Annotated in this window: 23 protein-coding genes; 9 read left to right on the top strand and 14 right to left on the bottom strand. The window is 66.4% G+C overall.

Annotated elements, in window-relative coordinates; all coding sequences use genetic code 11:
* Positions 1 to 21 precede the first annotated feature (21 nt).
* Together ACPFL9_RS02090 and ACPFL9_RS02085 are read left to right on the top strand one after the other, a co-directional pair.
* Positions 22 to 1,845, top strand: coding sequence for an ABC transporter transmembrane domain-containing protein (locus tag ACPFL9_RS02090; RefSeq protein WP_426005538.1), 1,824 nt, complete (start codon positions 22 to 24; stop codon positions 1,843 to 1,845).
* Positions 1,842 to 3,608, top strand: coding sequence for an ABC transporter ATP-binding protein (locus ACPFL9_RS02085; RefSeq protein WP_426005537.1), 1,767 nt, complete (start codon positions 1,842 to 1,844; stop codon positions 3,606 to 3,608). The genes ACPFL9_RS02090 and ACPFL9_RS02085 overlap by 4 nt, the downstream gene beginning before the upstream one ends.
* A gap of 13 nt (positions 3,609 to 3,621) precedes the next feature.
* Here the strand turns inward: ACPFL9_RS02085 and ACPFL9_RS02080 are convergent, their stop codons facing one another.
* Positions 3,622 to 4,551: a spermidine synthase gene (locus ACPFL9_RS02080; protein ID WP_426005536.1), complete on the bottom strand. Its 930-nt coding sequence runs from the start codon at positions 4,549 to 4,551 to the stop codon at positions 3,622 to 3,624.
* A gap of 95 nt (positions 4,552 to 4,646) precedes the next feature.
* Here ACPFL9_RS02080 and ACPFL9_RS02075 point away from each other — a divergent pair, with 95 nt between their 5' ends.
* A complete protein-coding gene (locus ACPFL9_RS02075; protein WP_426005535.1) occupies positions 4,647 to 4,808 on the top strand; it encodes a hypothetical protein in 162 nt (53 codons plus the stop codon).
* Positions 4,809 to 4,833: 25 nt separating this feature from the next.
* On the opposite strand, the gene ACPFL9_RS02070 is transcribed toward ACPFL9_RS02075, so the two are convergent.
* The 3 genes from ACPFL9_RS02070 to ACPFL9_RS02060 are packed head-to-tail and all read right to left on the bottom strand — an operon-like array spanning position 4,834 to position 6,382.
* Complete coding sequence (locus ACPFL9_RS02070; RefSeq protein WP_426005534.1) at positions 4,834 to 5,337, bottom strand: GNAT family N-acetyltransferase; 504 nt, start codon at positions 5,335 to 5,337, stop codon at positions 4,834 to 4,836.
* Positions 5,337 to 6,008, bottom strand: coding sequence for an O-methyltransferase (locus ACPFL9_RS02065; protein WP_426005533.1), 672 nt, complete (start codon positions 6,006 to 6,008; stop codon positions 5,337 to 5,339). Before ACPFL9_RS02065 ends, ACPFL9_RS02070 begins: the two co-directional genes overlap by 1 nt.
* A gap of 41 nt (positions 6,009 to 6,049) precedes the next feature.
* On the bottom strand, positions 6,050 to 6,382 hold the full coding sequence (locus ACPFL9_RS02060; RefSeq protein ID WP_426005531.1) for a thiamine-binding protein: 333 nt from the start codon (positions 6,380 to 6,382) through the stop codon (positions 6,050 to 6,052).
* A gap of 92 nt (positions 6,383 to 6,474) precedes the next feature.
* Here ACPFL9_RS02060 and ACPFL9_RS02055 point away from each other — a divergent pair, with 92 nt between their 5' ends.
* Entirely contained in the window at positions 6,475 to 7,104 is a 630-nt protein-coding gene (locus ACPFL9_RS02055; protein WP_426005530.1) for a TetR/AcrR family transcriptional regulator, read from the top strand.
* A 3-nt stretch (positions 7,105 to 7,107) separates the two neighbouring features.
* On the opposite strand, the gene ACPFL9_RS02050 is transcribed toward ACPFL9_RS02055, so the two are convergent.
* The 4 genes from ACPFL9_RS02050 to ACPFL9_RS02035 form a co-directional block, all read right to left on the bottom strand.
* Entirely contained in the window at positions 7,108 to 7,419 is a 312-nt protein-coding gene (locus ACPFL9_RS02050; protein WP_426005529.1) for an AzlD domain-containing protein, read from the bottom strand.
* Complete coding sequence (locus ACPFL9_RS02045; protein WP_426007469.1) at positions 7,416 to 8,153, bottom strand: AzlC family ABC transporter permease; 738 nt, start codon at positions 8,151 to 8,153, stop codon at positions 7,416 to 7,418. Before ACPFL9_RS02045 ends, ACPFL9_RS02050 begins: the two co-directional genes overlap by 4 nt.
* 26 nt (positions 8,154 to 8,179) lie before the next feature.
* The gene (locus ACPFL9_RS02040; RefSeq protein WP_426005528.1) at positions 8,180 to 8,563 is read right to left on the bottom strand and encodes a DoxX family protein; all 384 of its coding nucleotides are present in this window, start codon (positions 8,561 to 8,563) and stop codon (positions 8,180 to 8,182) included.
* 156 nt (positions 8,564 to 8,719) lie between these two features.
* Positions 8,720 to 9,610, bottom strand: coding sequence for a glycerophosphodiester phosphodiesterase family protein (locus tag ACPFL9_RS02035; protein ID WP_426005526.1), 891 nt, complete (start codon positions 9,608 to 9,610; stop codon positions 8,720 to 8,722).
* A gap of 49 nt (positions 9,611 to 9,659) precedes the next feature.
* Here ACPFL9_RS02035 and ACPFL9_RS02030 point away from each other — a divergent pair, with 49 nt between their 5' ends.
* Positions 9,660 to 11,015, top strand: a complete 1,356-nt coding sequence (locus ACPFL9_RS02030; RefSeq protein ID WP_426005524.1) for a DUF445 domain-containing protein — start codon at positions 9,660 to 9,662, stop codon at positions 11,013 to 11,015.
* A gap of 3 nt (positions 11,016 to 11,018) precedes the next feature.
* On the opposite strand, the gene ACPFL9_RS02025 is transcribed toward ACPFL9_RS02030, so the two are convergent.
* The 3 genes from ACPFL9_RS02025 to ACPFL9_RS02015 are packed head-to-tail and all read right to left on the bottom strand — an operon-like array spanning position 11,019 to position 13,395.
* Complete coding sequence (locus tag ACPFL9_RS02025) at positions 11,019 to 11,822, bottom strand: biotin-dependent carboxyltransferase family protein (protein ID WP_426005523.1); 804 nt, start codon at positions 11,820 to 11,822, stop codon at positions 11,019 to 11,021.
* A 30-nt stretch (positions 11,823 to 11,852) separates the two neighbouring features.
* On the bottom strand, positions 11,853 to 12,602 hold the full coding sequence (locus ACPFL9_RS02020; RefSeq protein WP_426005521.1) for a LamB/YcsF family protein: 750 nt from the start codon (positions 12,600 to 12,602) through the stop codon (positions 11,853 to 11,855).
* Positions 12,586 to 13,395, bottom strand: a complete 810-nt coding sequence (locus ACPFL9_RS02015) for a hypothetical protein (RefSeq protein WP_426005520.1) — start codon at positions 13,393 to 13,395, stop codon at positions 12,586 to 12,588. The genes ACPFL9_RS02020 and ACPFL9_RS02015 overlap by 17 nt, the downstream gene beginning before the upstream one ends.
* Positions 13,396 to 13,525: 130 nt before the next feature.
* Between ACPFL9_RS02015 and ACPFL9_RS02010 the strand changes: the two genes are divergently transcribed.
* Positions 13,526 to 13,690 carry a hypothetical protein gene (locus ACPFL9_RS02010; protein ID WP_426005518.1) on the top strand — a complete coding sequence of 55 codons (165 nt, stop codon included), beginning with the start codon at positions 13,526 to 13,528 and terminating at the stop codon, positions 13,688 to 13,690.
* A gap of 42 nt (positions 13,691 to 13,732) precedes the next feature.
* Entirely contained in the window at positions 13,733 to 15,055 is a 1,323-nt protein-coding gene (locus tag ACPFL9_RS02005) for an MFS transporter (RefSeq protein WP_426005517.1), read from the top strand.
* Between the two features lie 4 nt (positions 15,056 to 15,059).
* Here ACPFL9_RS02005 and ACPFL9_RS02000 read toward each other — a convergent pair whose 3' ends face one another.
* On the bottom strand, positions 15,060 to 16,049 hold the full coding sequence (locus tag ACPFL9_RS02000; RefSeq protein ID WP_426005516.1) for a LacI family DNA-binding transcriptional regulator: 990 nt from the start codon (positions 16,047 to 16,049) through the stop codon (positions 15,060 to 15,062).
* A gap of 449 nt (positions 16,050 to 16,498) precedes the next feature.
* Between ACPFL9_RS02000 and ACPFL9_RS01995 the strand changes: the two genes are divergently transcribed.
* Both ACPFL9_RS01995 and ACPFL9_RS01990 read left to right on the top strand, forming a co-directional pair.
* A complete protein-coding gene (locus ACPFL9_RS01995; RefSeq protein WP_426005515.1) occupies positions 16,499 to 17,632 on the top strand; it encodes a Gfo/Idh/MocA family oxidoreductase in 1,134 nt (377 codons plus the stop codon).
* The gene (locus ACPFL9_RS01990; protein ID WP_426005513.1) at positions 17,629 to 18,417 is read left to right on the top strand and encodes a TIM barrel protein; all 789 of its coding nucleotides are present in this window, start codon (positions 17,629 to 17,631) and stop codon (positions 18,415 to 18,417) included. Before ACPFL9_RS01995 ends, ACPFL9_RS01990 begins: the two co-directional genes overlap by 4 nt.
* A gap of 77 nt (positions 18,418 to 18,494) precedes the next feature.
* On the opposite strand, the gene ACPFL9_RS01985 is transcribed toward ACPFL9_RS01990, so the two are convergent.
* Entirely contained in the window at positions 18,495 to 19,490 is a 996-nt protein-coding gene (locus tag ACPFL9_RS01985) for a Gfo/Idh/MocA family protein (RefSeq protein WP_426005512.1), read from the bottom strand.
* Position 19,491: 1 nt separating this feature from the next.
* Positions 19,492 to 20,736, bottom strand: a complete 1,245-nt coding sequence (locus ACPFL9_RS01980) for a Gfo/Idh/MocA family protein (RefSeq protein WP_426005511.1) — start codon at positions 20,734 to 20,736, stop codon at positions 19,492 to 19,494.
* Positions 20,737 to 20,747: the final 11 nt, after the last annotated feature.

Raw genomic sequence — 20,747 nt, 5'->3', positions numbered from 1 at the left:
GTCAGCCTTACTATGGGAAGCATGCCTCCCCGTACCGCTACGTCGCTCTGCCCTCCCGGGCAAGCCAAGCACAAGCCATGGAAGACATCCCGGCTCTTCCGGTACTCGCTGTTCGGGAACCGTCGATGGAAGTACGTCGTGGTGGGCTGCGCAGGCCTCGTGCTGCACCAGGTCAGCGAGGCCTTGGTGCCGGCCACGATCGGCGCCGCGGTGGACAAGGCGATTTCACCGCACGACGGCGGCGCCCTCCTTTGGTGGCTCGGGGCACTGGCCGTTGTCTTCATCGTGCTGGCTCTTTCCTGGCGGATCGGCACCCTCGCCACCATGCGCACCTACTCCTACGGCGCGCATGACCTCCGACAACTCGTGGTGGAACGCGTGCTCCATCCACGCGGCATGGCAGCCCGGCGCGCACCGGGAGAAATCGTGGCCATCGCATCCTCGGACACGGACCGTGTTGCGGGCCTGGCCTGGCTGGTGGGCAGCGGACTCGCGTCGGCCGCCGGCGTGGCGACCTCCGCCGTGACACTGCTCCTGGTGTCCGTGCCGCTGGGGTTGGCCGTGCTGCTGGCGACACCCGTGATGCTGCTGATCATGCACCGGCTGACCAAACCCCTGGAAGACCGCAGCGACGCGGAACAGTCCACCGCAGCCCGCGCAGGTGCCTTGGCAACCGACTTCATCACCGGGTCCCGGCCACTCAAAGGACTGGGGGCCGAGGACGCCGCCGTGGCACGCTACCGCACTGCCAGCCAGGGATCGCTGGTTTCGGCGTTGAAGGCCGTTCGCGCGAAGGCCGCCTTCACTGGGGCGAGCACTGCCATGTCCGCGGCTTTCCTGGCCGGAATCGCCTTCTTTGCGGCGTGGTTTGCCGTGCAGGGCCTCATTACCGTTGGCCAGCTGGTGACCGTGGTGGGAGTGGCACAGTTCGTCCAGGGGCCCATGGCATCGCTGGGTTTCCTGAGTGTGGAGCTCGCGCAGAAACGTGCCTCTGCGGCCCGGATCGCTGCCTTTCTTGGCGAGGCCGAAGCCGTCCCGGCCCGGTCCGGCACTACGGCCGCGCCTCCGGCCGGAGCTACGGCCGCGTCTCCGGCCGGAGCGCCTCCGGCCGGAGCGTCGCCGGCTGCGCCTGGCGGGGATGCCGATGCCGCGAAACCTGCCACGCCTGCTCCGCTGCTTGAGCTCTGCCCGCCACCTGGCGGGGATTTTCCGCCGTTTGCTGCTTCTCCAGGGGAGATCGTGGGCGTCGTCCTGCCTGACGGGACGCGTGCCCGGCAACTGGTGGACACCTTGGGCTTCCGGATACCCGCGGCTCCGGGCGTCGTGAAGATTGGCGGCCTCGATGCAGCACACCTGGATCCCTCGCACGCCCGGTCCACAGTGTTTGCCGACAGCCACGAGGGCGTGCTTTTCCGCGGCACCGTGCGGGAGAACGTGTCAGCAGCCGACGCCCAACTGGACGAGCGCGCGGCCTCGGCTGCCGCCGTCGTCGATTTTGTCGCGCAGTTCCCGGAAGGTACCGAAACGGTGCTGACCGGGCATGGGCAGAACCTCTCTGGCGGGCAGCGGCAGCGGCTTGTCCTGGGTCGCGCCCTCCACCAACCCCAACCGGTGCTGGTCCTCCACGACCCGACCACGGCGGTGGACACTGCCACCGAAGCCGTCATCGCGGAGGGGCTGGCAGGATTCCCGGACAAGGCGCTGGTGCTGGTCACCACGAGCCCCACGCTGCTGGCTGCCTGCCACCGGGTGGTGCTGGACACGGCAGGTGGTCCCCCCGAAACCGGGACCCACCGTGAACTGCTGGCGGCCTCGGCAACCTACCGTGAAGTGGTGCACTCATGAACCACGGAATCCTTCCCATCGCCACGCCACGGGAAACCCGGAGGGCCATGTGGCGGCTGCTGGCCGCAAAGCCCTGGCGCCTGGCCCTGACCGTCGTGACCTTGCTGGCGGCCTCGTGCTGCGGGCTGGCAGGACCGGCGATTCTGGGCATCATGGTCAACATCGCAGCCACCGGCGGCGAGGTTCCTGACTTGCTCTGGCTTGCCCTTGGGCTGCTGGCGGCGGGCGGAGCCGGCGCCCTGCTGGGTGTTGCGGGCCAGAACATGCTGGCCCGGATCTGCGAGGAAGCACTGGCGGACCTCCGCGAAGAAGTGTTCGCCGCGGCTGTCCGGAAGCCACTCGCGGAGCTGGAAAAAGCGGGCATCGGCGACGTCGTTGCGCGCGTGTCCGGGGACGTCGAGGCTGTCAGCGAGGCCATCTCCGGAGTCCTTCCCGCCTTCACGGGCGCGGCGTTCACCATAGCGGTGACCCTGCTGGGCCTCGGCGTGATCGACTGGCGTTTTGCCGTAGCCGTGCTGGTCGCAGCGCCCCTCCAGGTGTTCACCCTGCGCTGGTTCCTGAAGCGGACCGCACCCATTTACCGGACCGTCCGGATCACGGAAGCAGACCGGACCGAACAGATCATTGAGACTGTCCACGGCACGCCGTCAGTCCTGGCCCTGGGCCTGCAGGACCGGCATTCGGACCTGGTGGCGGCGGCTTCACGGGAGACGATCGGGCACTCCCTGCGGGGCGTCAACTACCTCACCCGCTCCTACAATCGGCTGAACCTGGCTGAGCTGATCGGCCTTTCGGCGGTGCTGGCCATGGGTTTCCTCCTGCACGCCGAGGGTGCGGTCACGATCGGTGCCGCCACGGCCGCGGCGCTCTACTTCTACCGGCTGTTCGATCCGATCGGGACGGTCCTGGGCCAGTTCGACGAGCTCCAGAAGGCCGCTGCCGGGCTGGGCCGCATGGTCGGGCTGACACAGGACAGGGCCGCGGAGCACGGTGCCGCGTTGGCGGGCCGGCCGCCGTCGGGACCTGCCGCCGGAATCGTCCTGGACAGCGTGACGTTCGCCTATCCCGGGCAGCGGCCGGCGCTGAAGTCAGTGTCCCTGCGGGTGGAACCCGGTGAGAGCGTGGCGATCGTGGGCACCTCCGGCGCGGGCAAGACCACGCTCGCCAAAGTCATCATGGGTTTGGAGAAGATCCAGGACGGGTGCGTGCTTGTGGGCGGCATTGACGCCACCACGGCACCGGCGCACGAGCTGCGGGGGCGCATCGCCATGGTCAGCCAGGAAGTCCATGTCTTCTCCGGAACCCTCGCCGAGGACCTGCGGCTCGCCAAACCGAACGCCACGGCAGGGGAACTGCTGCAAGCGCTTCGAGCCGTCGGCGCCGCTTGGGTTGAAGCGCTCGACGACGGACTGGAGACGTCCGTGGGTGCAGGCGGCCACCAGCCCACACCGGAACAGGCGCAGCAACTGGCCCTCGCCCGGCTCATGCTCAAGGATCCCCCCATCGCCGTGTTGGACGAGGCAACGGCAGAAGCGGGCACCGGCACAGCCACCATGCTTGACCGGGCGGCAGAGGCAGCCCTGGCCGGGAGGACATCGGTGGTCATAGCCCACCGGTTGTCGCAGGCCGCGTCCGCCGACACCGTGGTGGTCATGGACCAAGGACGGATTGTGGAGTCGGGCTCTCACGCCGAGCTGCTGGCCGGCGGGGGCAGATACGCCCGGCTGTGGGACGCCTGGAACAGCTCCCTCAGCCGCCCCTAGGCGACCGGCGGCCCTAAGCAGCCGGCGGCACGGGCGCCGGCGAAGGCGCGTCGTGCCGGACCGGCGTTCCGGCCGCAAAGGCGCGGACCTGCGCGTCGTTCCAGATGTGCGCCGGGACAGCCCCGCCCAGGAGCCGCCGGGCCAGCGTCGGGTCGTCGCCGAAGGGCACATGGCTTCCGGCCATGATCATGTTGCCGTAACGGCGTCCTTTGAGCATGGGTGGGTCCGCGATGATCATGGTGTGCTCGAACGTGTCCGCGATGGTGGCGGCGTCCGCCCTTGCATTCTTCAGGTCGGGAGCATCGCCTGAGTTCACAACATAAAGGCCGTCCGGAGCCAACACGGCGTCGGCATGGGCATTGAACTCGCGGGTGGTGAGGGCCCGTGGCGTGTACGCGCCGGCAAAGACGTCACGGATGATGAGGTCGCGGGTGTCCGGCGTCAGGGTTTCCGTCACCTCCCGGGCCTCGCCCACCCGGATCCGGAGCAGCGGCGCCTTGGGGAGGTCGAACCAGTTGCGGACATACCCGGCAAGCTTTCCATCCAGTTCCACCACCACTTGCCGCGCGTCGGGGTAGGCGGCGTGGAAATACCGCGCCATGGAGCACGCGCCGCCACCCAGGTGAAGCGCGCGCAGCTTTGGCTTGGCCTCCCTGGGCCAGCGGGACTCCACCAGGGCAGCGATCCACCGCATGTATTCGAAGTCCAGGAACAGTGGGTCGGCCAGGTCAATGTGCGAGCTCAGCACGCCGTTGATTTTCAGGAGCCACCCGTTGGTGTTGTCGGGATCGTGGAGGAGTTCGCAGTCTCCTGTGTCGATGTAGTAGATGCCCTCCACGGGACCGTCCGGACGGGTGCCGGCAGGCACCTCGATGACTCCCGCCGTCGACCTTTTACCCCTGGCAGACTTGGCTGCCTTACCGGATTTCGCCACTATGCCCATCCACCGTACGTCATGCCTCCACCCTAGTGCGCCCCCGAGGCCACTGTTACTAAGGATACTTACCATTAAGGGGTCCGGGGCCATACACTCTCATCATGGATGCTGCAGGAACGCTATGGATGGTGGTGTTGTCGGTCGCCGTCGCCTGGCTGACGGTCGTCGGCCTCATCCTGGCGCGGGTGCCAAAGCTGCCCAGTATCCTGGGCGACCCCGACGAGGCCGGCGACCCGTTCCAGGAACGTCCGGACAACGGATAGCGCGGCGGTAGCCCTGGCCCCGAAATCAACGCCCGACGGCGGCACGCACCATGCGGTGCTCCGGCAGTGAGTGCCACGAAGGATCGCACAGTTGGCGCTTCCCGTCCGGGACGAAACCGTTGCGGCGATAGAACGCCTGGGCCCGGGGGTTGTCGTCCAGGACCCAGAGGTAGGCCGGACCCGTGCCGATCAACGCATCCACCAGTGCCTGCCCAACGCCTTGCCCGTGGACCCGCTTCAGCGTATACAGCATGAACAGTTCCAGCCCGCACGGACTGTCTTCGTCCCTGCCCGGCCCGGCCGCCGCGATGCCCACCAATCCACCCTTCGGGTCGTGGGCAACCACGCGCTGGTGGCCGGCTGCGATGTACTCCCGGTACCGTTCGATCCTGGCGCCCAGGCCGGCTTCCTGCCGTACAAAGAACTCCTCCGGAAGAAGATGTCCGTAGCTCTCCCGCCACGACTGGAGGTGCATGAGCGCCATGTCCTCTGCGTCGTGGACCCGGGCCGGCCGGATGGTGAAATCCATCAGCGCACCCTTGCCAGCGCGAAGCCGTCCCAGCCCTTGCTGCCCACGGTCTGGATCGCGGTGGAATCGAGCCGGGGATCCTGGCCCAGCATGTCCAGGGCCCGGATGATGCCGGGGGCATTAACCTCGTCCCGTTCCGGCTCAAGGATCGCACCGTCCCAGATGACGTTGTCCATCACGATCACCGTCCCCGGGTGGCCCAGTCGGATGGCCCAGTCCAGGTAATTGGCATCGTTGTCCTTGTCCGCGTCGATGAAAACGAAGTCGAAGGATTCCTCCGCGGCCAGCGTCGGCAGGGTGTCCAAGGCCGCGCCCACCCTGATCTCCACCTTGTGGCCAACACCCGCCGCGTCCACGTTGGCCCGCGCCACGTCCGCGTGCTTCCGGAGGTATTCGCACGTGACGAGGCGGCCGTCGTCGGGAAGTCCCTGCGCCATCCAGATGCTGCTGAAACCGGCCAAGGTTCCGATTTCCAGGATTCGGCGGGCACCGCTCAGCTGCACTAACAGTTTGAGCAACTTCCCGGCGGTGGGAGCCACCTCAATGGGCGGCATTCCCGCTTGGACGGCAGATTCCAAGGCGCGCTGGTGCGCAGGATCCGGACCTACGACGACGTCAGTCAGGTATTGCTCCACCTCAACCCATGCGGGTTCGGCTGCGTGTTCAACCATGGGCCCCAGTCTGGCACCTGTGGCGCCTCCGGGGGAAGGAACTACTCCTGGTTGCCGAGGGCCCTCTCCAGCCGCTCGACCTTTCCGGTCAACTCGCCGGTGTAGCCGGGGCGGATGTCGGCCTTGATGACCAGGCTGACCCGGCTGCCGTACCGGCCCACCGCCTCGGTGGCGCGCTTGACGACGTCGAAAACCTCATCCCATTCACCCTCAATGGTGGTGAACATCGAATCGGTACTGTTCGGCAGGCCGGACTCACGGACAATCCTGACGGCGGCCGCTACGGCATCGTGGACCGATGCGTCCGCTGAGGGTCCGCCTTCGGAGGCGGAAGCAGGCTGGCCGGAAGGAGCAACTGAAAATGCAAGCAACATGAAAACCAGTGTTTCATGTACCGGTATGTCATATAACGGCCTACTCCCGCGTAACCACGGCGCCCACCCGCTCCGTTGCTAGTCTGGCAAGCATGGAACAGCCCTCCCAACGCAAGCCCCTCCGGGCGGACGCTGCACGCAATGTGGACAAGATCATCACCGCCGCCCGGCAGTGCTTCCGCGAACACGGCCCGGACGTTCCCTTGCAGACCATCGCCTCCACCGCAGGAGTGGGCCCCGCAACCTTGTTCCGCAACTTTGCCGACAAGGAGCAATTGGTTTTGGCGGCGTTGTCCCGCCAGCTCCGCCAGCACGTGGATCCCGTGGCCGAGGCGGCACTCGACGGTATGGACGCGGCGGAGGGCCTGATCAACGTGATCGACGCCGTGGTCCACGTGGCCAGCGAAGACGCCAACCTGCTCAACGCGGTGGCCGGGCGCCGCGGCCTGCTCATGGGCATCACCGGTGGACTTATCGGCTCCATGGCCACTTTGCTGGAGCGCGGACAGGGCCAGGGGTCCTTGCGCAAAGACATCACCATCGAGGACATGGTCCGCCTGCTGGCCATGCTCATCGGTGCCGTGGACACCATGGAACCCGGCTCACAGGCATGGAAGCGCCCGGTGGCGCTGATCGAAGATGCCATCCGCACCCAGCGGCCATCGCGGCCGCTGCCCGAACAGTCCGATATCCCCGGCGTCACCTTGTCCGACGTCGTCTAGGTTTCAGCCCCAGCCGAGCAGCCGCAACAGCGCCGCCGCGGCAGCACCGGATATAACCACCACCAGGAACGGCGCCCGCAACCACAGGGCCACCGCGGCCGCCGCCAGTGCGCCGATGCGGGCATCCAGCACCAGCCCCTGGCCCGAGGCCAAGGCATTGACTGCCGTCAGGGAGGCCAGGAGGCCGATGGTCATGGTCCCGGCGATGTGCATGATACGCGGGCTCTTCAGCAGCTTGGCCGGAACGAAGTACCCCACGAGCTTGGTGAGGTAGGCCAGGGCGCAGGCAATCAGGATCCAGAGCCACAGATTCACGAGGATCCCTCCCGCCCATGGCCGTGGCGTCCCGCGTAGGGGTCAATATCCGGTTCCAGTCCTTCGTCCATACGGGCGTGGCTGAACCAGCCGATGACGCCTGCGATCACCGCTGCCACCAGGATTGGCACGCCGGACGGTACGAACGGAACGGCCAGGATGGTCGCCAAGGCACAGGCAGCCGCAATGGCCCACGGTTCGCGGCCCTTGAGCCGCGGCCATAGCAGCGCCAGGAACGCAGCCACCGCAGCGCCGTCCAGTCCCCACTGCTTGGGATCCCCCATGGCATCGCCGGCCAGGGCACCCACAGCTGTGAAGATATTCCACAGAATGAATATGCCAATACCGGCCGTCCAGAATCCCCGGCGTTGCTCGCCCGCATCTGTTTGGCCCGACGCCGTTGCCGTGGATTCGTCGATGGTGATGTGCGCGGACACATACCGGCGCCATCCGCGGGGATGCAGCATGGCATTGATCTGCATACCGTAGATTCCGTTGCGCAGCCCCAGCAGTGCACTGGCCGTCATGGCTGCCACGCCGGAGCCGCCACCGGCAACAACCCCGATGAACGCGAACTGGGATCCTCCGCTGAACAGCAACAGGCTCAGCACCATGGTCTGCCAGACGTCGAATCCGGAAGCAACGGAGAGCGCCCCGAAGGAAACCCCGTACAAGCCAGTGGCGATACTCAGGGAAAGTGCGATCTTGAAAGCCGGCGAGTCCCGGAGCTTCATGGGACCCGCTTCCTGGGAGGGACCGCTCATTTCCGCAGGCTCCATGACCACAGGATCAAAGGGGCCTGGAGGGGCAATCGCAAGGTGTGGACCCTGCGTTCAGCCGGTGTCCCCTCCGGCCCGTATGCACGACGCAGAGCATCAATATGCCCGGCAAGGAATACTGTAAACATCGCAGTTGTCGCGTCCGCCGCGGCTTTGCGGGTAGCGGGAATCAAAAGGCCGACGCCGAGTGCCGCCTCGATCAGGCCGGAGGACGCCACCCATTCCTCACGGGACATCACGGCCAGGGCACCATTGGCCTTGCTGCCGGGCTCGTCCCGGCGGCAGAGATACTCCGGAACCACGGGGTAGTAGAACTGCGGAGTGCGGAAGTGCTTCATGCCGCTGGCCAGGAGGAGCGCGCTCATTCCTATTACTGAGACGGAATGTAAGAGGTGCGATGGTGTGGGCGAACGGCGTAGCGACATGAGACCACTCAATCACAACGGCCGGGAGACCCGCCAAAGTTTCCCCAACCAGGTCGCATTAGTGCGCGTTTTGAGCGCTCAAAACGCGCACAAGTGCTACTTAGTTGGGACGGCGAGCTGGGCCAGGACCTGGGCAGGCTTGTTGGTGGTGATCTCGTGGATGCCCAGCCCCTGGCACAGGGCTACATCCTTGTCTGAATCAACTGTCCAGACACGGAAAATACGGCCGGACTCAAGCCATCGCTGGACGTTCCTGGCATGCTCGCGCACATAATCGATTCCCGGCCCGGCGATCAGTACCTCGCCCGCGTCGAGGACCCGCTCGGCTTCCTGCTGCGTTGCCCTCATGACATTGGCCAGCGCGCCTGCCGTGATCGGGCCGAAGCCCAGGTCTTCCCGGATTTCCTGCGCGGTGAAGTTGTCCACCAACTGGCAGATGTGCTCACCGGGCACAGACGCCAGAAGATGCTGGATGGAATCCGTGTCGAAGCTCATGAACGTGATCCGGATATTGTCCAGCCGTGATTCCTCCGGGCTCCAGCCTTCGCTGCGCAACAGGTCCAGCACCCTGTCCTCCAGTTTGAGCCGGTAGGGGCTTGGATGCTTCAACTCGATGGCCAGCCCGATTTCCCGCCCGGCTCCGCGCAGGATGTCCAGCAGCTCCGGCAGCGTCAGGAACTGGTCGGCCGTCCCGCCGTAAGCGTCCGGGATGCGGGCGCCCTTCCAGGAGGAGAAGTCCAGGGCACGCAGTTCGTCCAGCGTCTTCTCCGCAACCGGCCCGGTCCCCGTTGACGTTCGGTCCAGGGTGGCATCGTGCAGGAGGACCACATGCTGGTCCCTGGTCAGGTGGACATCGCATTCAACACCGTCGGCACCATCGGCAATGGCCTTCAAGTAGGCAGCCCTGGTGTGCTCGGCGAAGGCAGCGCTGGCTCCCCGGTGCGCGTAGACCTTGGGCCGGGCGGGAACGAAGTCGTCACTTGTCATGCAGACACGGTAGCCCACGCTGTTGGACGCTCGGGGCTAGGCTGGATTAATGCAGGTGAACTCTGAACAAATCCCAGCCGAAGACGTCACCAACCATTCCCCAGCCACACCGGCGGCAGGCACCGCACGCACCCGCGGTGGGTCCGCCGTCGTCGGGCCTTCCTCCGGAGACGAGGAGAAGGCTGCGGCGCTGCGCCGTATGAAGCGGCTGGCACTGTCCCTGCTGATTGTCATGGCTGTGGTCTTCATGGTTGCCTTCGCATTCCAAAAGGAATACCCCTGGCTGGAATACGTGCGGGCCGCGGCCGAGGGCGGCATGGTGGGCGCGTTGGCGGACTGGTTCGCCGTCACGGCGCTGTTCAAGTACCCCATGGGCCTCAAGATCCCGCACACGGCCATCATCCCGCGCCGCAAGGACCAGATCGGCGAGTCATTGAGCAACTTCGTGGAGAGCAACTTCCTGTCCCAGGAAGTGGTGCAGGACAAGCTGGCCAGCATCGACATAGCCCGGAAGGCCGGCGCCTGGCTCTCCGGTCCCGGCGGTCCCGAGCGCGTAGCCAAGGAAGGCGGCGCACTGATCCGCGGTGCCTTCACCGTGCTTAATGACGACGACGTCCAGGCCGTGATCGAGGGGATGGTCCGAAAGCACCTGCTCACGCCTCCCTGGGGTCCGCCCGTGGGACGGATGGCGGAACGGATCTTCGCCGACGGCCACCACCACAAGCTTGTGGACCTGCTGGTGGACCGGGCAGCGGACTGGGTGGATGCCAACCACGCCACCGTCAACCGCCTGGTCTCGGACCGCTCGCCGGTGTGGGTGCCAACGTTCGTGGACGGGCTCGTGGGTGACAAGGTGTACGTGGAACTCTTGAAGTTCATCCGTGCCGTGCAGAACGACCAGAACCACCAGGTACGCCAGTCCATCGATGCCTACCTCACCGAACTCGCCCAGGACCTGCAGCACGACCCCGCCATGATCGAACGGGCCGAAGCCATCAAGGCACAGATCCTCGGTGACCCCGAGGTCCGCGAGCTGGCTTCCCGCACCTGGGGTACCGTCAAGAACGCGCTGCTCGCCGCCGTCGACGATCCCGACAGTGAACTGAGCCTGCGCTTCAAGGGCGCCGTCCGCGATTTCGGTACCCGGTTGGTCAACGACCACGAGCTCGCCGGGAAGGTGAACGCGTGGATCGGAGACGCCGCCGGCTATCTGGTGAACACGTACCGCTCAGACATCGCGGGTGTCATCTCCGATACTGTTGCGCGGTGGGACGCGGAGGAAACCTCCCAGAAGATCGAACTCCAGGTGGGCAAGGACCTGCAGTACATCCGCATCAACGGAACTGTGGTCGGAGCCCTGGCCGGGCTGGCCATCTTTTCGGTGGCTCACCTGCTGTTCGGGTGAGGCTCAGCGCAACAGATGCACCATCTGGCCGGGTCTTGCCTGGCCCAGCGCGTCCAGGTCTTCGTCGCGGACCACCGCAATCACGGGCGAGGAACCCGTAGCCGGGTGTCCGGCCAGCGCAATGATGGGAAGGCCCGACGGCGGGAGCAGGACCGAGCCTGTCACCAGCGGTCGGGCCTGGGGTGCTTCGCCCGCCTCGTGGAAGCCCTGGGCAGGTCCGTCGGCCGGGTGCAGGGAACGCCCCACCAGCCGCGCTCCGGCGCGGTCCGACTCAGGCGAGAGCGTCCAGGGTTCCGTGGTCAACCTCAGCCAGGTGGCGGCGTCGTATTTTTCAACGTCCGGGCCGGGCTCCACCCTGGCGACCACGGGTCGTTCACGATCCAGGGCACGGCGGGCGGTCCGGGTCACGGCCGGGAAGGTGTGCCCGTTGGGCGGCCCGAAGGTTAGCGTCCGCCCTGTGGTCAAGGCATCGGACTGCGGTTCCATGCCGCCTTGCACCGCGAGGTAGTAGCGGATGCCGAACAGGGCAGGGCCGAACTCGAGCATGGCACCGGGGGCCACCCGGACCGCCTTGTTCAGGGGCAGCTCTGAGCCGTTGAGCTTGACCATGCCCTCCGCGCCGGAGACAGCCACGGCGGAACCGGTGACAAACCGCAGGCGGAGGCCACCCACCAGGACCTCAAGCCCGGCAGCCTCACCGGCGTTTCCCAGCAGCGCATTCGCCAGGTTCAGGGACGCCCTGTCCAGGGCCTGTTCCGGCGCCACCACCACGGCGGAAGCACCGGGGTCCATCACTATCGCACTCATCAGGCCTCCTTTGGTCTGGCCAAGCCGTGCCTAGGCGAACGCTTCGATCTCCACACCGGCGCGTTCAAGTCCCTGCCGCACGGCCACAGCCATGTCCACAGCGCCCGGGGTGTCACCGTGGATGCACAGGGAATCGGCCCGGACGGACACCACGGAACCGTCAACGGCCACCACTTCGGCCCGCGTCGCCAGCCGTACTGCCTGGGCAACCACGGCCTCCGGGTCGTGCAGTACCGCGCCGTCCTGCGAGCGTGGAACCAGCGTGCCGTCCGGGAGGTAGGCCCGGTCAACGAACGCTTCCGCGAACACGGGGTGGCCGGACTCTTCGGCCAGCTTCAGCCATGTCGAACCCGGCAATCCGAGCACCGGCAGGCCGGGGTCGTAGGCGTGCACGGCGGCCACCACGGCTTCGGCCTGGTCCGGGTCATGGACAATCCTGTTATAGAGCGCGCCGTGCGGCTTGACGTAGTCCACGGAGGCTCCCACCGCGTGGGCTACCCCATCCAGGGCGCCCAGTTGGTAGAGGACATCCCCGAAAAGTTCATCGAAGCTCATATCCAGTGACCGCCGCCCGAACCCTGCGAGGTCGCGGTACCCCACATGGGCGCCCACCCGGACATCGAGGTCGAAGGCGGCACGGCAGCTGTCCAGCATGGTGAGGGGGTCGCCGGCATGGAAGCCACAGGCCACGTTGGCGCTGCTGACGATCCTGAACATGGAGGCGTCATCGCCCATGGTCCACGAGCCGAAGGACTCGCCCAGGTCAGCGTTCAGATCCACCGGTGCCCCCTTCCAAGGGAAGATCCTGCCTGGCTGCGCCGGGCTGGAGTTCACCGGGTACGGTGTCCGGCAGCGGCCCGAATGCTTCCTTGGCCGTGGCCACCACAGCCCTGCCCATCATGAGGTTGCCGGCGCCGCCAACCACCGCTCCCACCCCGAACGGCAGGGCCCTGCCCAGCAGTGCCGTTCCCTGCCGCTTCACCAGGCTCTTCAGGAAGGCCCTTTGGATGGCGTCGCGGATCACGCCGAACCCGCTGCCCGGTATCTTCTTGGTCAGGGTGCGGCCCCATTCGTTGGTGATGCCTTTCCCGCGGCCCAGCGACTGTCCGCTGAGTGCTCCCAGCAGGGATGTGCCTTCCTCGCCCAGCATGATGGCCATGACCATGGTCCTGGCCCTTTCGGGGTCGGTCAGCCGGATTCCATGCAGTTCGGCCAGCGACGACGCATACAGTGCCGTGGTCTCCAGGAAACCCACGGTGGCCAGCGCGGACAGTCCCAGCGAAGCTGCGGTTCCAATACCAGGTACGACGGCGGTAGCGCCTACCGCTGCTCCCCCGCCTGCCACGGCGGCCAGGTAGTCACGCTCGAGTTTGGCGGCCAGTTGCGCGGGAGTCGCGTGGGGGTGCCGCCGCTGCATCCTCCTGAGGTTCGCCAGGACCAGGGGCCTTTGCACGTCCACGGCCTTGAGCAGGGCGGTGTGCACGCCCGGCTTGGTGTTTCCCTGGGCGTCGAACACGGCGTTGTGTGCTGTCTTTTGGGCGATTTTCACAGCGGGGTTGGGTCGCTTGGGCATCTTCACCTCTCCATGGCAGCTGGCTCGTTTCCGAAGAACTACTGCGTTCAGCCTATGCCACGCCGGCTGCACACCGGGCGTAGACTAGGGTGCATTCACGGAAGCAGTCCCCTGGACAGGAGTATCCGTAATGAACCCAGCCGACAAGAACGAACACGTGATCAGGCACCACACAGATTCCCCGGCCGAGGGCGGGACCGAGGATTGGGTACCGGACGACATCGGCATCCATAGCCAGGATCCCGCAGAGGGACCGGACACGGACGACGACCAGTCGGCGCCGGGAGCTTCCTGACCCGCTCTCGCCTGTGGCCGCTGCCGGGTCTAGGCTGGTGGAATGGCCGCTCTGAGGGCGTTGCGCCCTTTTGCACACCGTGAATTCCGGGTGCTCATCGCCGCGCTTTCGGTCTCCATTTTCGGCTCGGGTATGTGGGCCGTGGCCATGGTGTACGAGGTCATCCACCTCGGCGGCGGTCCCTTGGAGTTGTCCTTTGTGGCAACCGCGGCCGGCGTGGGCCTGGTGGCGTTCGTCCTGATCGGCGGCATCGCAGCGGACCGCATGCGCCAGCGCCTCCTCATCATTGCGGTGGAGGGTGTCAACCTGGCAGTGATCGCCACGGTCTCCCTGCTGGCACTGCTCAACCTCCTGCAGTTGTGGCACCTGGCGGTCGGGGCCTTCGTGCTGGGAGTGGGACAGGCATTTTTCTTCCCCGCGTACTCCGCCATGCTCCCCCGCATCCTGCCGCCCGAGGACCTGCTGGCCGCCAACGGCATGGAGGGCACGGTCCGCCCCATCCTCCAACAGGCAGCAGGCCCGGCGCTTGCGGGCATTGTGGTGGCGTCCCTGTCCCCTGCGTTCGCGGTGACAGGAGTCGCCGTTTGCCACCTGGTGGCCTTCGGCATCCTGAATTTCCTGAGCCGGCAGGACCTGGACATCCGCGGGCCCACCGCAGACCTGGCCGGAGCGGAAGTCCCGGCCCGGACGTCCCTCTTTCACGACCTGCGCGAGGGATTCAGCTACACGATCCGCACTCCCTGGCTGTTGTGGACCCTGCTGTGGGCCTGCCTGTCGGTGCTGTTTCTTATCGGCCCCATCGAGGTCCTGCTGCCCTTTGTGGTTCGGGACCAACTGGGCGGTGACTCGCGGATGTTCGGCTTCCTGCTGGCGATCATGGGCGTGGGCAGCGCCGTGGCGTCCCTGGCTACGGCATCCTTCCGGCTGCCCCGACGCTACCTCACGGTGATGATCGTGACCTGGGGCGTGGGCAGCCTGCCGGTGGCGGCCATCGGGTTCATGGACAGCGTGTGGGTCCTCGCGGCTGCCATGGTGGTCTTCGGAGTCACCGAGGGCGTCGGTGTGGTCATTTGGGGAACGCTCCTGCAGCGGAGGGTGCCACCACATCTGCTGGGCCGGATCTCAAGCCTGGACTTCTTTGTGTCCCTGGCCCTGATGCCGGTGTCCATGGCCCTCGCGGGTCCGCTGGCCGAGGTGGTTCCCATCTGGCTGATCTTCTTCGTGGGCGGGCTGGTATGCCCCATCATGGCCTTCGTTGCCCTGTTCGCGGCACGGATGACGGTGGACGAGATCCAGCACCCGCTGTCCTCGGATTCGCCCGATCCGGCCGGCCGTCCTTCAACTGCAGGTCATTCACCGGCATAGGTTGTTACTGCGCGGGGGCAGGCCCCGTTGTCCGGCGGAGCACCACGTGGGGAGTCCGTACAGCGTGGGTGGGAGTCGCCGCGCCTTCCAGCCTGTCAATGGCCCTGTCCACCGCGGCCCTGGCAAGCAGTGGCGCGTCCTGGCTGACTGACGTGAGCTGCACATAGCTGAGGCGCGCGAACTGGCTGTCGTCGTAGCCCATCAGGGAAACGTCTTCCGGCACCCTTAGCCCTGCGGCGCGGAAGCTCTCCCGGATGCCCAAGGCGCAGCGGTCATTGAAGGCCAGGACCGCCGTGGGCAACTCGTCCAGCAGCGCCTGGCCTGCGCGCATGCCGTCCTCTTCCGTGGCCCCGCCCTGGACAACACGCGCCTCCAGGCCCCTGCTTTCCATCTCCTGGACGAAAGCCTCACGGCGCCTGGATCCGGACACGGCAGTTCCGCCGTGGACGTGCACAATCCTGCGGTGCCCTTGCGATACCAAGTGGTCCACTGCCAGCCGGATGCCTTGGAGGTCGTCGCTGCTGACTGAGTCCACGGTAGGGCCAACGTCGTCGCGCAACAGGCTCACCACCGGCAGCCGTGCGGAACAGCGTTCCAGTTCGTCCTGCCCCAGCGCCGGGGAAATCATGATCAGGGCTTCGCAGCCCAAATCCAACAGCGACTCCACGGCCTGCGACTCCGGGCGGTCCCCTGTGACTGCGCTGAGGGCGATGTCGTAACCACGGTGGGCGGCTCCGGCATACGCTGCCTCCACGATTTCGGCATGGAACGCTTGTGCCGTGGAGAAGGTGACGCCCAAGAGCCTGGTCCGTGAACTGCGGAGCAGCCGCGCCCTGCTGTCCGGGCGGTAGCCGAGGTTTCCGGCGGCCTCCAAAACCCTGGCCCGGGTGGCCTCGGACGCACCCGGGGCGTTGCGCATCACGATCGACACCAACGCCCGGGAAACTCCGGCTGCCTCTGCCACGTCCATTAACGTGGGGCGTTTTCCTGCCATGGCCCTCCTCCGACGGAGCAAGTCTATAGAACGATCCAGCAGATGACTGGCGCTCGGTTTGCCCGGCGGATGGCCGGACCATGGGGTGACAGGTACCAGACGTGCGGCCGGCCGCGACTCAGACGACCGACCGCACTAGCCCGGTTCCACAGCGACGGCGCCCCGGGTGGGCCCCAGAACCCACCACATCCATCGCTGCTCACTCAGCATTGCCCGTGGATTTGTACCGAAAAGGGCGACGGCACTGCACACCGGGCAACGACTTGGGCACTGGATATGTGCCACCTGACCAAAGATCGTGACGGAGGTTTTGAAAGAAGTTTTGCGTTCCGGGCCAGGTTCCTTTTGACACGTGAACTAGAACGATCTAGACACCACGTCCGGCACGTGCCACCATGGACTGACTAGAACGATCTAGACCAGGAGAACCAGGAGAACCAGGAGTCGACATGACATACCTCCAGCATTCCGCGCCCCAAAGCCGGCCGGTCCGGATTGCCCTGCTTGGCGCCGGCTGGATCGGCAAATTCCACGCCGGTTCCATCGCACGCCGGATTCCGGATGCCCGGCTGGAAGCCATCGCCGACCCCCTCCTTCCCGCCGTCCAGGATCTGGCCACCACGTTCGGGGTCACCAAGATCAGTACCGATGCCGCAGATGTCCTTGCCGATCCCGACGTGGACGCGGTCCTCATCGCCACTCCCCTGCGCTTCCACGCGGAACTGATCCAGGCCGCCGCGAAGGCCGGCAAGGACATCTTCTGCGAAAAGCCCGGCGGACGAACCATCGAGGAACTGGACGCGGCCATCGAGGCGGCGGCGAGTGCCGGCGTCGTCCTTCGCTTTGGTTTCAACCGCCGCTACTCCAGCGACTTCGCGGCCGCACGCAGGCTGATCGAGGACGGCGTTGTGGGCACGCCGCAACTTCTCCGCTCCCTCACCCGCGACCCAGGCACGGAAGCCGGCCTTGGCAATCCTGGACGCATCGCACCGGGCACCATCTTCCTGGAAACCCTGATCCACGACTTCGACACCCTCAACTGGCTCAACCCCGGCGCCGTCCCCGTCAAGGTCCACGCCGTTGCCGATGCCCTGGTGGCACCCGAGGCGAAGGCGGGCGGGTTGCTGGATACCGCCGTCGTGACCGTCACGTACAGTAACGGCGCCATCGCAGTAGCGGAAGCGAATTTCAACGCCCTCTACGGCTACGACGTCCGCGGCGAAGTCTTCGGATCCGCAGGCATGGTCACCGCAGGCACGCCCCAGGCCACCAACGCCACCAGTTACACCGCTGCCGGCATCGCCTCGGACACCACGCGCCTGAACATCCACCTGTTCCACGACGCCTACACCGATGAGCTGGCGCACTTTGCACACGACGTCGCGGCACGCCGCGGCTTTGAAAGCACGACGGCGGCCGCCTCGCCTACCGCCGCTCCCGGCGGGGTCGACGCCCGGAACGCCTTGGCCGTGGCGTTGGCTGCGTTCAAGTCCGCCGAAACCGGGCAGCCGGTAGACGTTTCGGAGATCGCTGAGCTCCGCCCGGCCGAAGATGCCGTGCAGTTGCAGGGAGCCGGAGCATGAGTTTCCGCTTGGCTGTCTGCGCCGAAATGGTCTACGGCGAACTGCCGCTGATCGACCGTGTGCGCAGGATCCACGATCAGGGTTTTGAGGTGGAACTCTGGGACACCCGTGGGCGGGACATCTCCGGGTTGGCGGCGACCGGCGCCTGTTTCTCCTCCATGAGCGGCTATTTTGGCGGCAGTGTCATCGACCCCGCCAACGCCCACGAGGTCCTGGCCTCGGCGGAGAAGCTCATTCCTACTGCCCTGGATTTGGGTGTGGAGCGGATGGTGGTGCACCCGGCCGAACTGGGCGAGGGCGGGCGTGCCGTGAGGCCAACGCACCGCTCCACGGGAGAAATGTGGCTGACCGGACTCCGCACGCTGGAGAAGCTCGGAGCTTTGGGCGCGAAGCACGGCATCACGTTCGCGCTCGAAAACCTGAACACCATCCTCGACCACCCGGGCATTCCACTCGCCCGGGCCAAGGACACGCTGGCACTGGTCCAGGCCGTGGATCATCCGAACGTCAAAATGATGCTGGACCTTTATCACGCTCAAATTGGCGAAGGGAACCTGATCGAACTGGTCCGGGCGGCACAGCCGTACACCGGCGAAATCCAGGTGGCCGACGTTCCCGGACGTTTCGAGCCCGGGACCGGGGAGATCAACTACCCGGCCATTGCCAAGGCACTCCGTAACGCCGGGTACACCGGAGTGATCGGGATGGAAGCCGGAGCCGCGGGTGGCCAGGGCATCGAGGCAGGCGACACCGCCCTCGCCGCCTTCCGCGCCGCCTTCACCTAACGCCCGCCCCTCCCAACTGGGTCGCATTTGTGCGCGTTTTGAGCGCTCAAAACGCGCACAAATGCGACCTACTTGGGTTAGTACTTGATGGGTTCCATGCGTCCGGAGCGCAGGGAGAGCACGGCGGCTTCGGCGATGGCTTGGGCTTTCAAACCGTCCTCCAGCGCGGGAATGGACGCCGGGCTGCCTTCCAGCGAGGACACGAATTCTGCCAGTGCCGCCGCGTACGTTGGCTGCACACGTTCGAACCATCCCGGGTGCAGCCCGTCCTCCACCACAGCACCACCCGAGTACCGGGATACGGCGCCGTTCCGGTGGCTTCGGGCTTCCACCATTCCCTCAGAGCCCATGATCTCGATCCGCTCGTCGTACCCGTAGCCGGTGCGGCGCACGGAATCGATCTGGACCAACGCCCCTCCGGGGAGCCGCAACGTGACCGCGGAAGTGTCGACGTCGTCGTACTGCGTGATGGCCGGTTCCGCCAAAGCCGAACCCGTGGCGAAAACCTCCACCGGATCCAGGCCGGACAACCAACGCGCGAGGTCGAAGAAGTGGACGGTCTGGTCGCGCAGCTGACCGCCGGAGGTGGCCACGTAGGACAACGGCTGCATGGACGGGCCACGCGAGGTGAGCTGGATAAGCTCAACGGTTCCGATCCCGCCGGAGTCCACCACGCGCTTGAGTTCGGCGTAGTCCCGGTCGAAGCGGCGGTTGAAGTCCACCATCACCGGGATGCCGCTCTCCTGCGCGAAAGCGGCGGTCTCGCGGGCCCGGTCCAGGTCCAGGTCAATGGGCTTCTCGCACAAAGCGGCAATTCCGACGGCGGCGGCGCGGCGCAGGTGTTCGGCGTGCGTATCGGTGGACGATGCGATGAAGACGGCGTCAATCGCCTCAGGGTCAAAGACCTCCTCGAGCGATGTGGCTGCCGAGGCGCCATGCGCGACGGCGAGCGACCCCGCGCGCTGCGGGTCGACGTCGTACACCAAACGGAAGTCAACGCCGGGGTGGGCGGCAAGGTTGGCGGCGTGGACGGAACCAATGAAGCCGGCTCCCACAAGGGCGAAACGTTGCATGTCAGGCTACTGCTTTCTTCAGGGCGGATTGCTCCGGGGCGGATTGCTTCAGGGCGGATTGCTCCGGGACGGATTTCTCCAGGGCGAATGCGGGGACTTTCCACGCGGAATCATCGTGGTGCGAGGCGGCGACGGCCTCGACGAACTGGACACCGATCAGGCCGTCGATCCCGGTGGGGAAGGAAAGCTCGCGCTCCGGGAGCGGCGTAGAGTCGCGGCGGGCACGCAGCACTTCGGCGAGGTCGGAGTAGAAATTCGCGAAGGCTTCAAGGAAGCCCTCCGGGTGGCCGAGGCCCACGCGGGTGAGCCGGGACGCGTCGTCGTGCAGTGTGCTGAGGCCGTGCGTGAGGATGGTGGCGGCGCCGGCGAGGTCCTGGACCTTGAGGTGGTGCGGATCCTCGTGCTGCCATTCGAGGCTGCCCTTCTCGCCGTAGACGCGAATGCGGAGGCCGTGGTTGTGCCCGGTCGCCGCCATGCTGGCCCAGACGCGGGCGGGGACGTTGCCGGTGAGTTCGAGTTCAACGGTGGCGTTGTCGAAGACGCGACGGTTGGGCACGAAGGTCTGCAGCCGGCCGGACAGGCGCTCGGCTTCGAGGCCCGTGATGTAGCGGAGCAGGTGGAAGGCATGGGTGCCAAGGTCCCCGACGACGCTCGGGAAACCGGCGACGTCCGGATCCGTGCGCCACTTGGCCTGCTTGTGGTCCAGCTCTTCGAGGGCTGTCGCCGCCCAGCCGGAGGCATGCTCGACGTCGACAAACCGGATCGAGCCCAGCTCACCGTTGCGGACCATGCGGGCAGCCTGGCGGACCATCGCGTAAGCCGAGTAGCAGTGCGGAACGGCCAGGATGGCGTTGTTTTCCCCGGCGATGCGCACGAGTTCGGCGGCGGTGGCGGAGTCCTGGGTGAGCGGCTTTTCGCACACCACGGAGATGCCCTTTTCCAGGAAAGTCCGGGCGATCGTGAAGTGGCTGTCATTGGGCGTGGCCACTACCACCAGGTCAAGGCCATCTTCACGGGCGGCCTCGGCGCGGGCCATGTCGCGGATGTCAGCGTAGTTCCGGTCTTCCGGAATGCCCAGCCCGGCGGCAATCTCCCGGGAGCTACCAGGGTCCCGGCCAAAAATACCGGCCCGGAGATCGTAGTGGCCGTCCAGGCGCATGGCGTAACGATGCGTCTTGCCGATGTCCGCGCCGGGCCCTCCTCCTACCATTCCGGCCACCAGCTGCCGTGTGTTCGGTGCACTCATGAGAGATCCTC

The organism is Paenarthrobacter sp. NyZ202 (genome assembly GCF_049860755.1).
Taxonomy (GTDB): domain Bacteria; phylum Actinomycetota; class Actinomycetes; order Actinomycetales; family Micrococcaceae; genus Arthrobacter.
The sequence above is the reverse complement of the archived record's forward strand: the minus strand, read 5'-3'. Positions and strand labels throughout refer to the sequence as shown.

What these genes read in the sequence shown, in the direction of transcription:
- ACPFL9_RS02065 (WP_426005533.1), bottom strand. Translation starts at nt 6,008, where the DNA reads ATGGTTGAACACGCAGCCGAACCCGCATGGGTTGAGGTGGAGCAATAC.
- ACPFL9_RS01990 (WP_426005513.1), top strand. Translation starts at nt 17,629, where the DNA reads ATGAGTTTCCGCTTGGCTGTCTGCGCCGAAATGGTCTACGGCGAACTG.
- ACPFL9_RS02010 (WP_426005518.1), top strand. Translation starts at nt 13,526, where the DNA reads ATGAACCCAGCCGACAAGAACGAACACGTGATCAGGCACCACACAGAT.
- ACPFL9_RS01980 (WP_426005511.1), bottom strand. Translation starts at nt 20,736, where the DNA reads ATGAGTGCACCGAACACACGGCAGCTGGTGGCCGGAATGGTAGGAGGA.
- ACPFL9_RS02015 (WP_426005520.1), bottom strand. Translation starts at nt 13,395, where the DNA reads ATGCCCAAGCGACCCAACCCCGCTGTGAAAATCGCCCAAAAGACAGCA.
- ACPFL9_RS02030 (WP_426005524.1), top strand. Translation starts at nt 9,660, where the DNA reads ATGCAGGTGAACTCTGAACAAATCCCAGCCGAAGACGTCACCAACCAT.
- ACPFL9_RS02035 (WP_426005526.1), bottom strand. Translation starts at nt 9,610, where the DNA reads ATGACAAGTGACGACTTCGTTCCCGCCCGGCCCAAGGTCTACGCGCAC.
- ACPFL9_RS02055 (WP_426005530.1), top strand. Translation starts at nt 6,475, where the DNA reads ATGGAACAGCCCTCCCAACGCAAGCCCCTCCGGGCGGACGCTGCACGC.
- ACPFL9_RS02060 (WP_426005531.1), bottom strand. Translation starts at nt 6,382, where the DNA reads ATGTTGCTTGCATTTTCAGTTGCTCCTTCCGGCCAGCCTGCTTCCGCC.
- ACPFL9_RS02005 (WP_426005517.1), top strand. Translation starts at nt 13,733, where the DNA reads ATGGCCGCTCTGAGGGCGTTGCGCCCTTTTGCACACCGTGAATTCCGG.
- ACPFL9_RS02000 (WP_426005516.1), bottom strand. Translation starts at nt 16,049, where the DNA reads ATGGCAGGAAAACGCCCCACGTTAATGGACGTGGCAGAGGCAGCCGGA.
- ACPFL9_RS02085 (WP_426005537.1), top strand. Translation starts at nt 1,842, where the DNA reads ATGAACCACGGAATCCTTCCCATCGCCACGCCACGGGAAACCCGGAGG.
- ACPFL9_RS02090 (WP_426005538.1), top strand. Translation starts at nt 22, where the DNA reads ATGCCTCCCCGTACCGCTACGTCGCTCTGCCCTCCCGGGCAAGCCAAG.
- ACPFL9_RS02040 (WP_426005528.1), bottom strand. Translation starts at nt 8,563, where the DNA reads ATGAGCGCGCTCCTCCTGGCCAGCGGCATGAAGCACTTCCGCACTCCG.
- ACPFL9_RS02080 (WP_426005536.1), bottom strand. Translation starts at nt 4,551, where the DNA reads ATGGGCATAGTGGCGAAATCCGGTAAGGCAGCCAAGTCTGCCAGGGGT.
- ACPFL9_RS01985 (WP_426005512.1), bottom strand. Translation starts at nt 19,490, where the DNA reads ATGCAACGTTTCGCCCTTGTGGGAGCCGGCTTCATTGGTTCCGTCCAC.
- ACPFL9_RS02075 (WP_426005535.1), top strand. Translation starts at nt 4,647, where the DNA reads ATGGATGCTGCAGGAACGCTATGGATGGTGGTGTTGTCGGTCGCCGTC.
- ACPFL9_RS02070 (WP_426005534.1), bottom strand. Translation starts at nt 5,337, where the DNA reads ATGGATTTCACCATCCGGCCGGCCCGGGTCCACGACGCAGAGGACATG.
- ACPFL9_RS01995 (WP_426005515.1), top strand. Translation starts at nt 16,499, where the DNA reads ATGACATACCTCCAGCATTCCGCGCCCCAAAGCCGGCCGGTCCGGATT.
- ACPFL9_RS02025 (WP_426005523.1), bottom strand. Translation starts at nt 11,822, where the DNA reads ATGAGTGCGATAGTGATGGACCCCGGTGCTTCCGCCGTGGTGGTGGCG.
- ACPFL9_RS02045 (WP_426007469.1), bottom strand. Translation starts at nt 8,153, where the DNA reads ATGAAGCTCCGGGACTCGCCGGCTTTCAAGATCGCACTTTCCCTGAGT.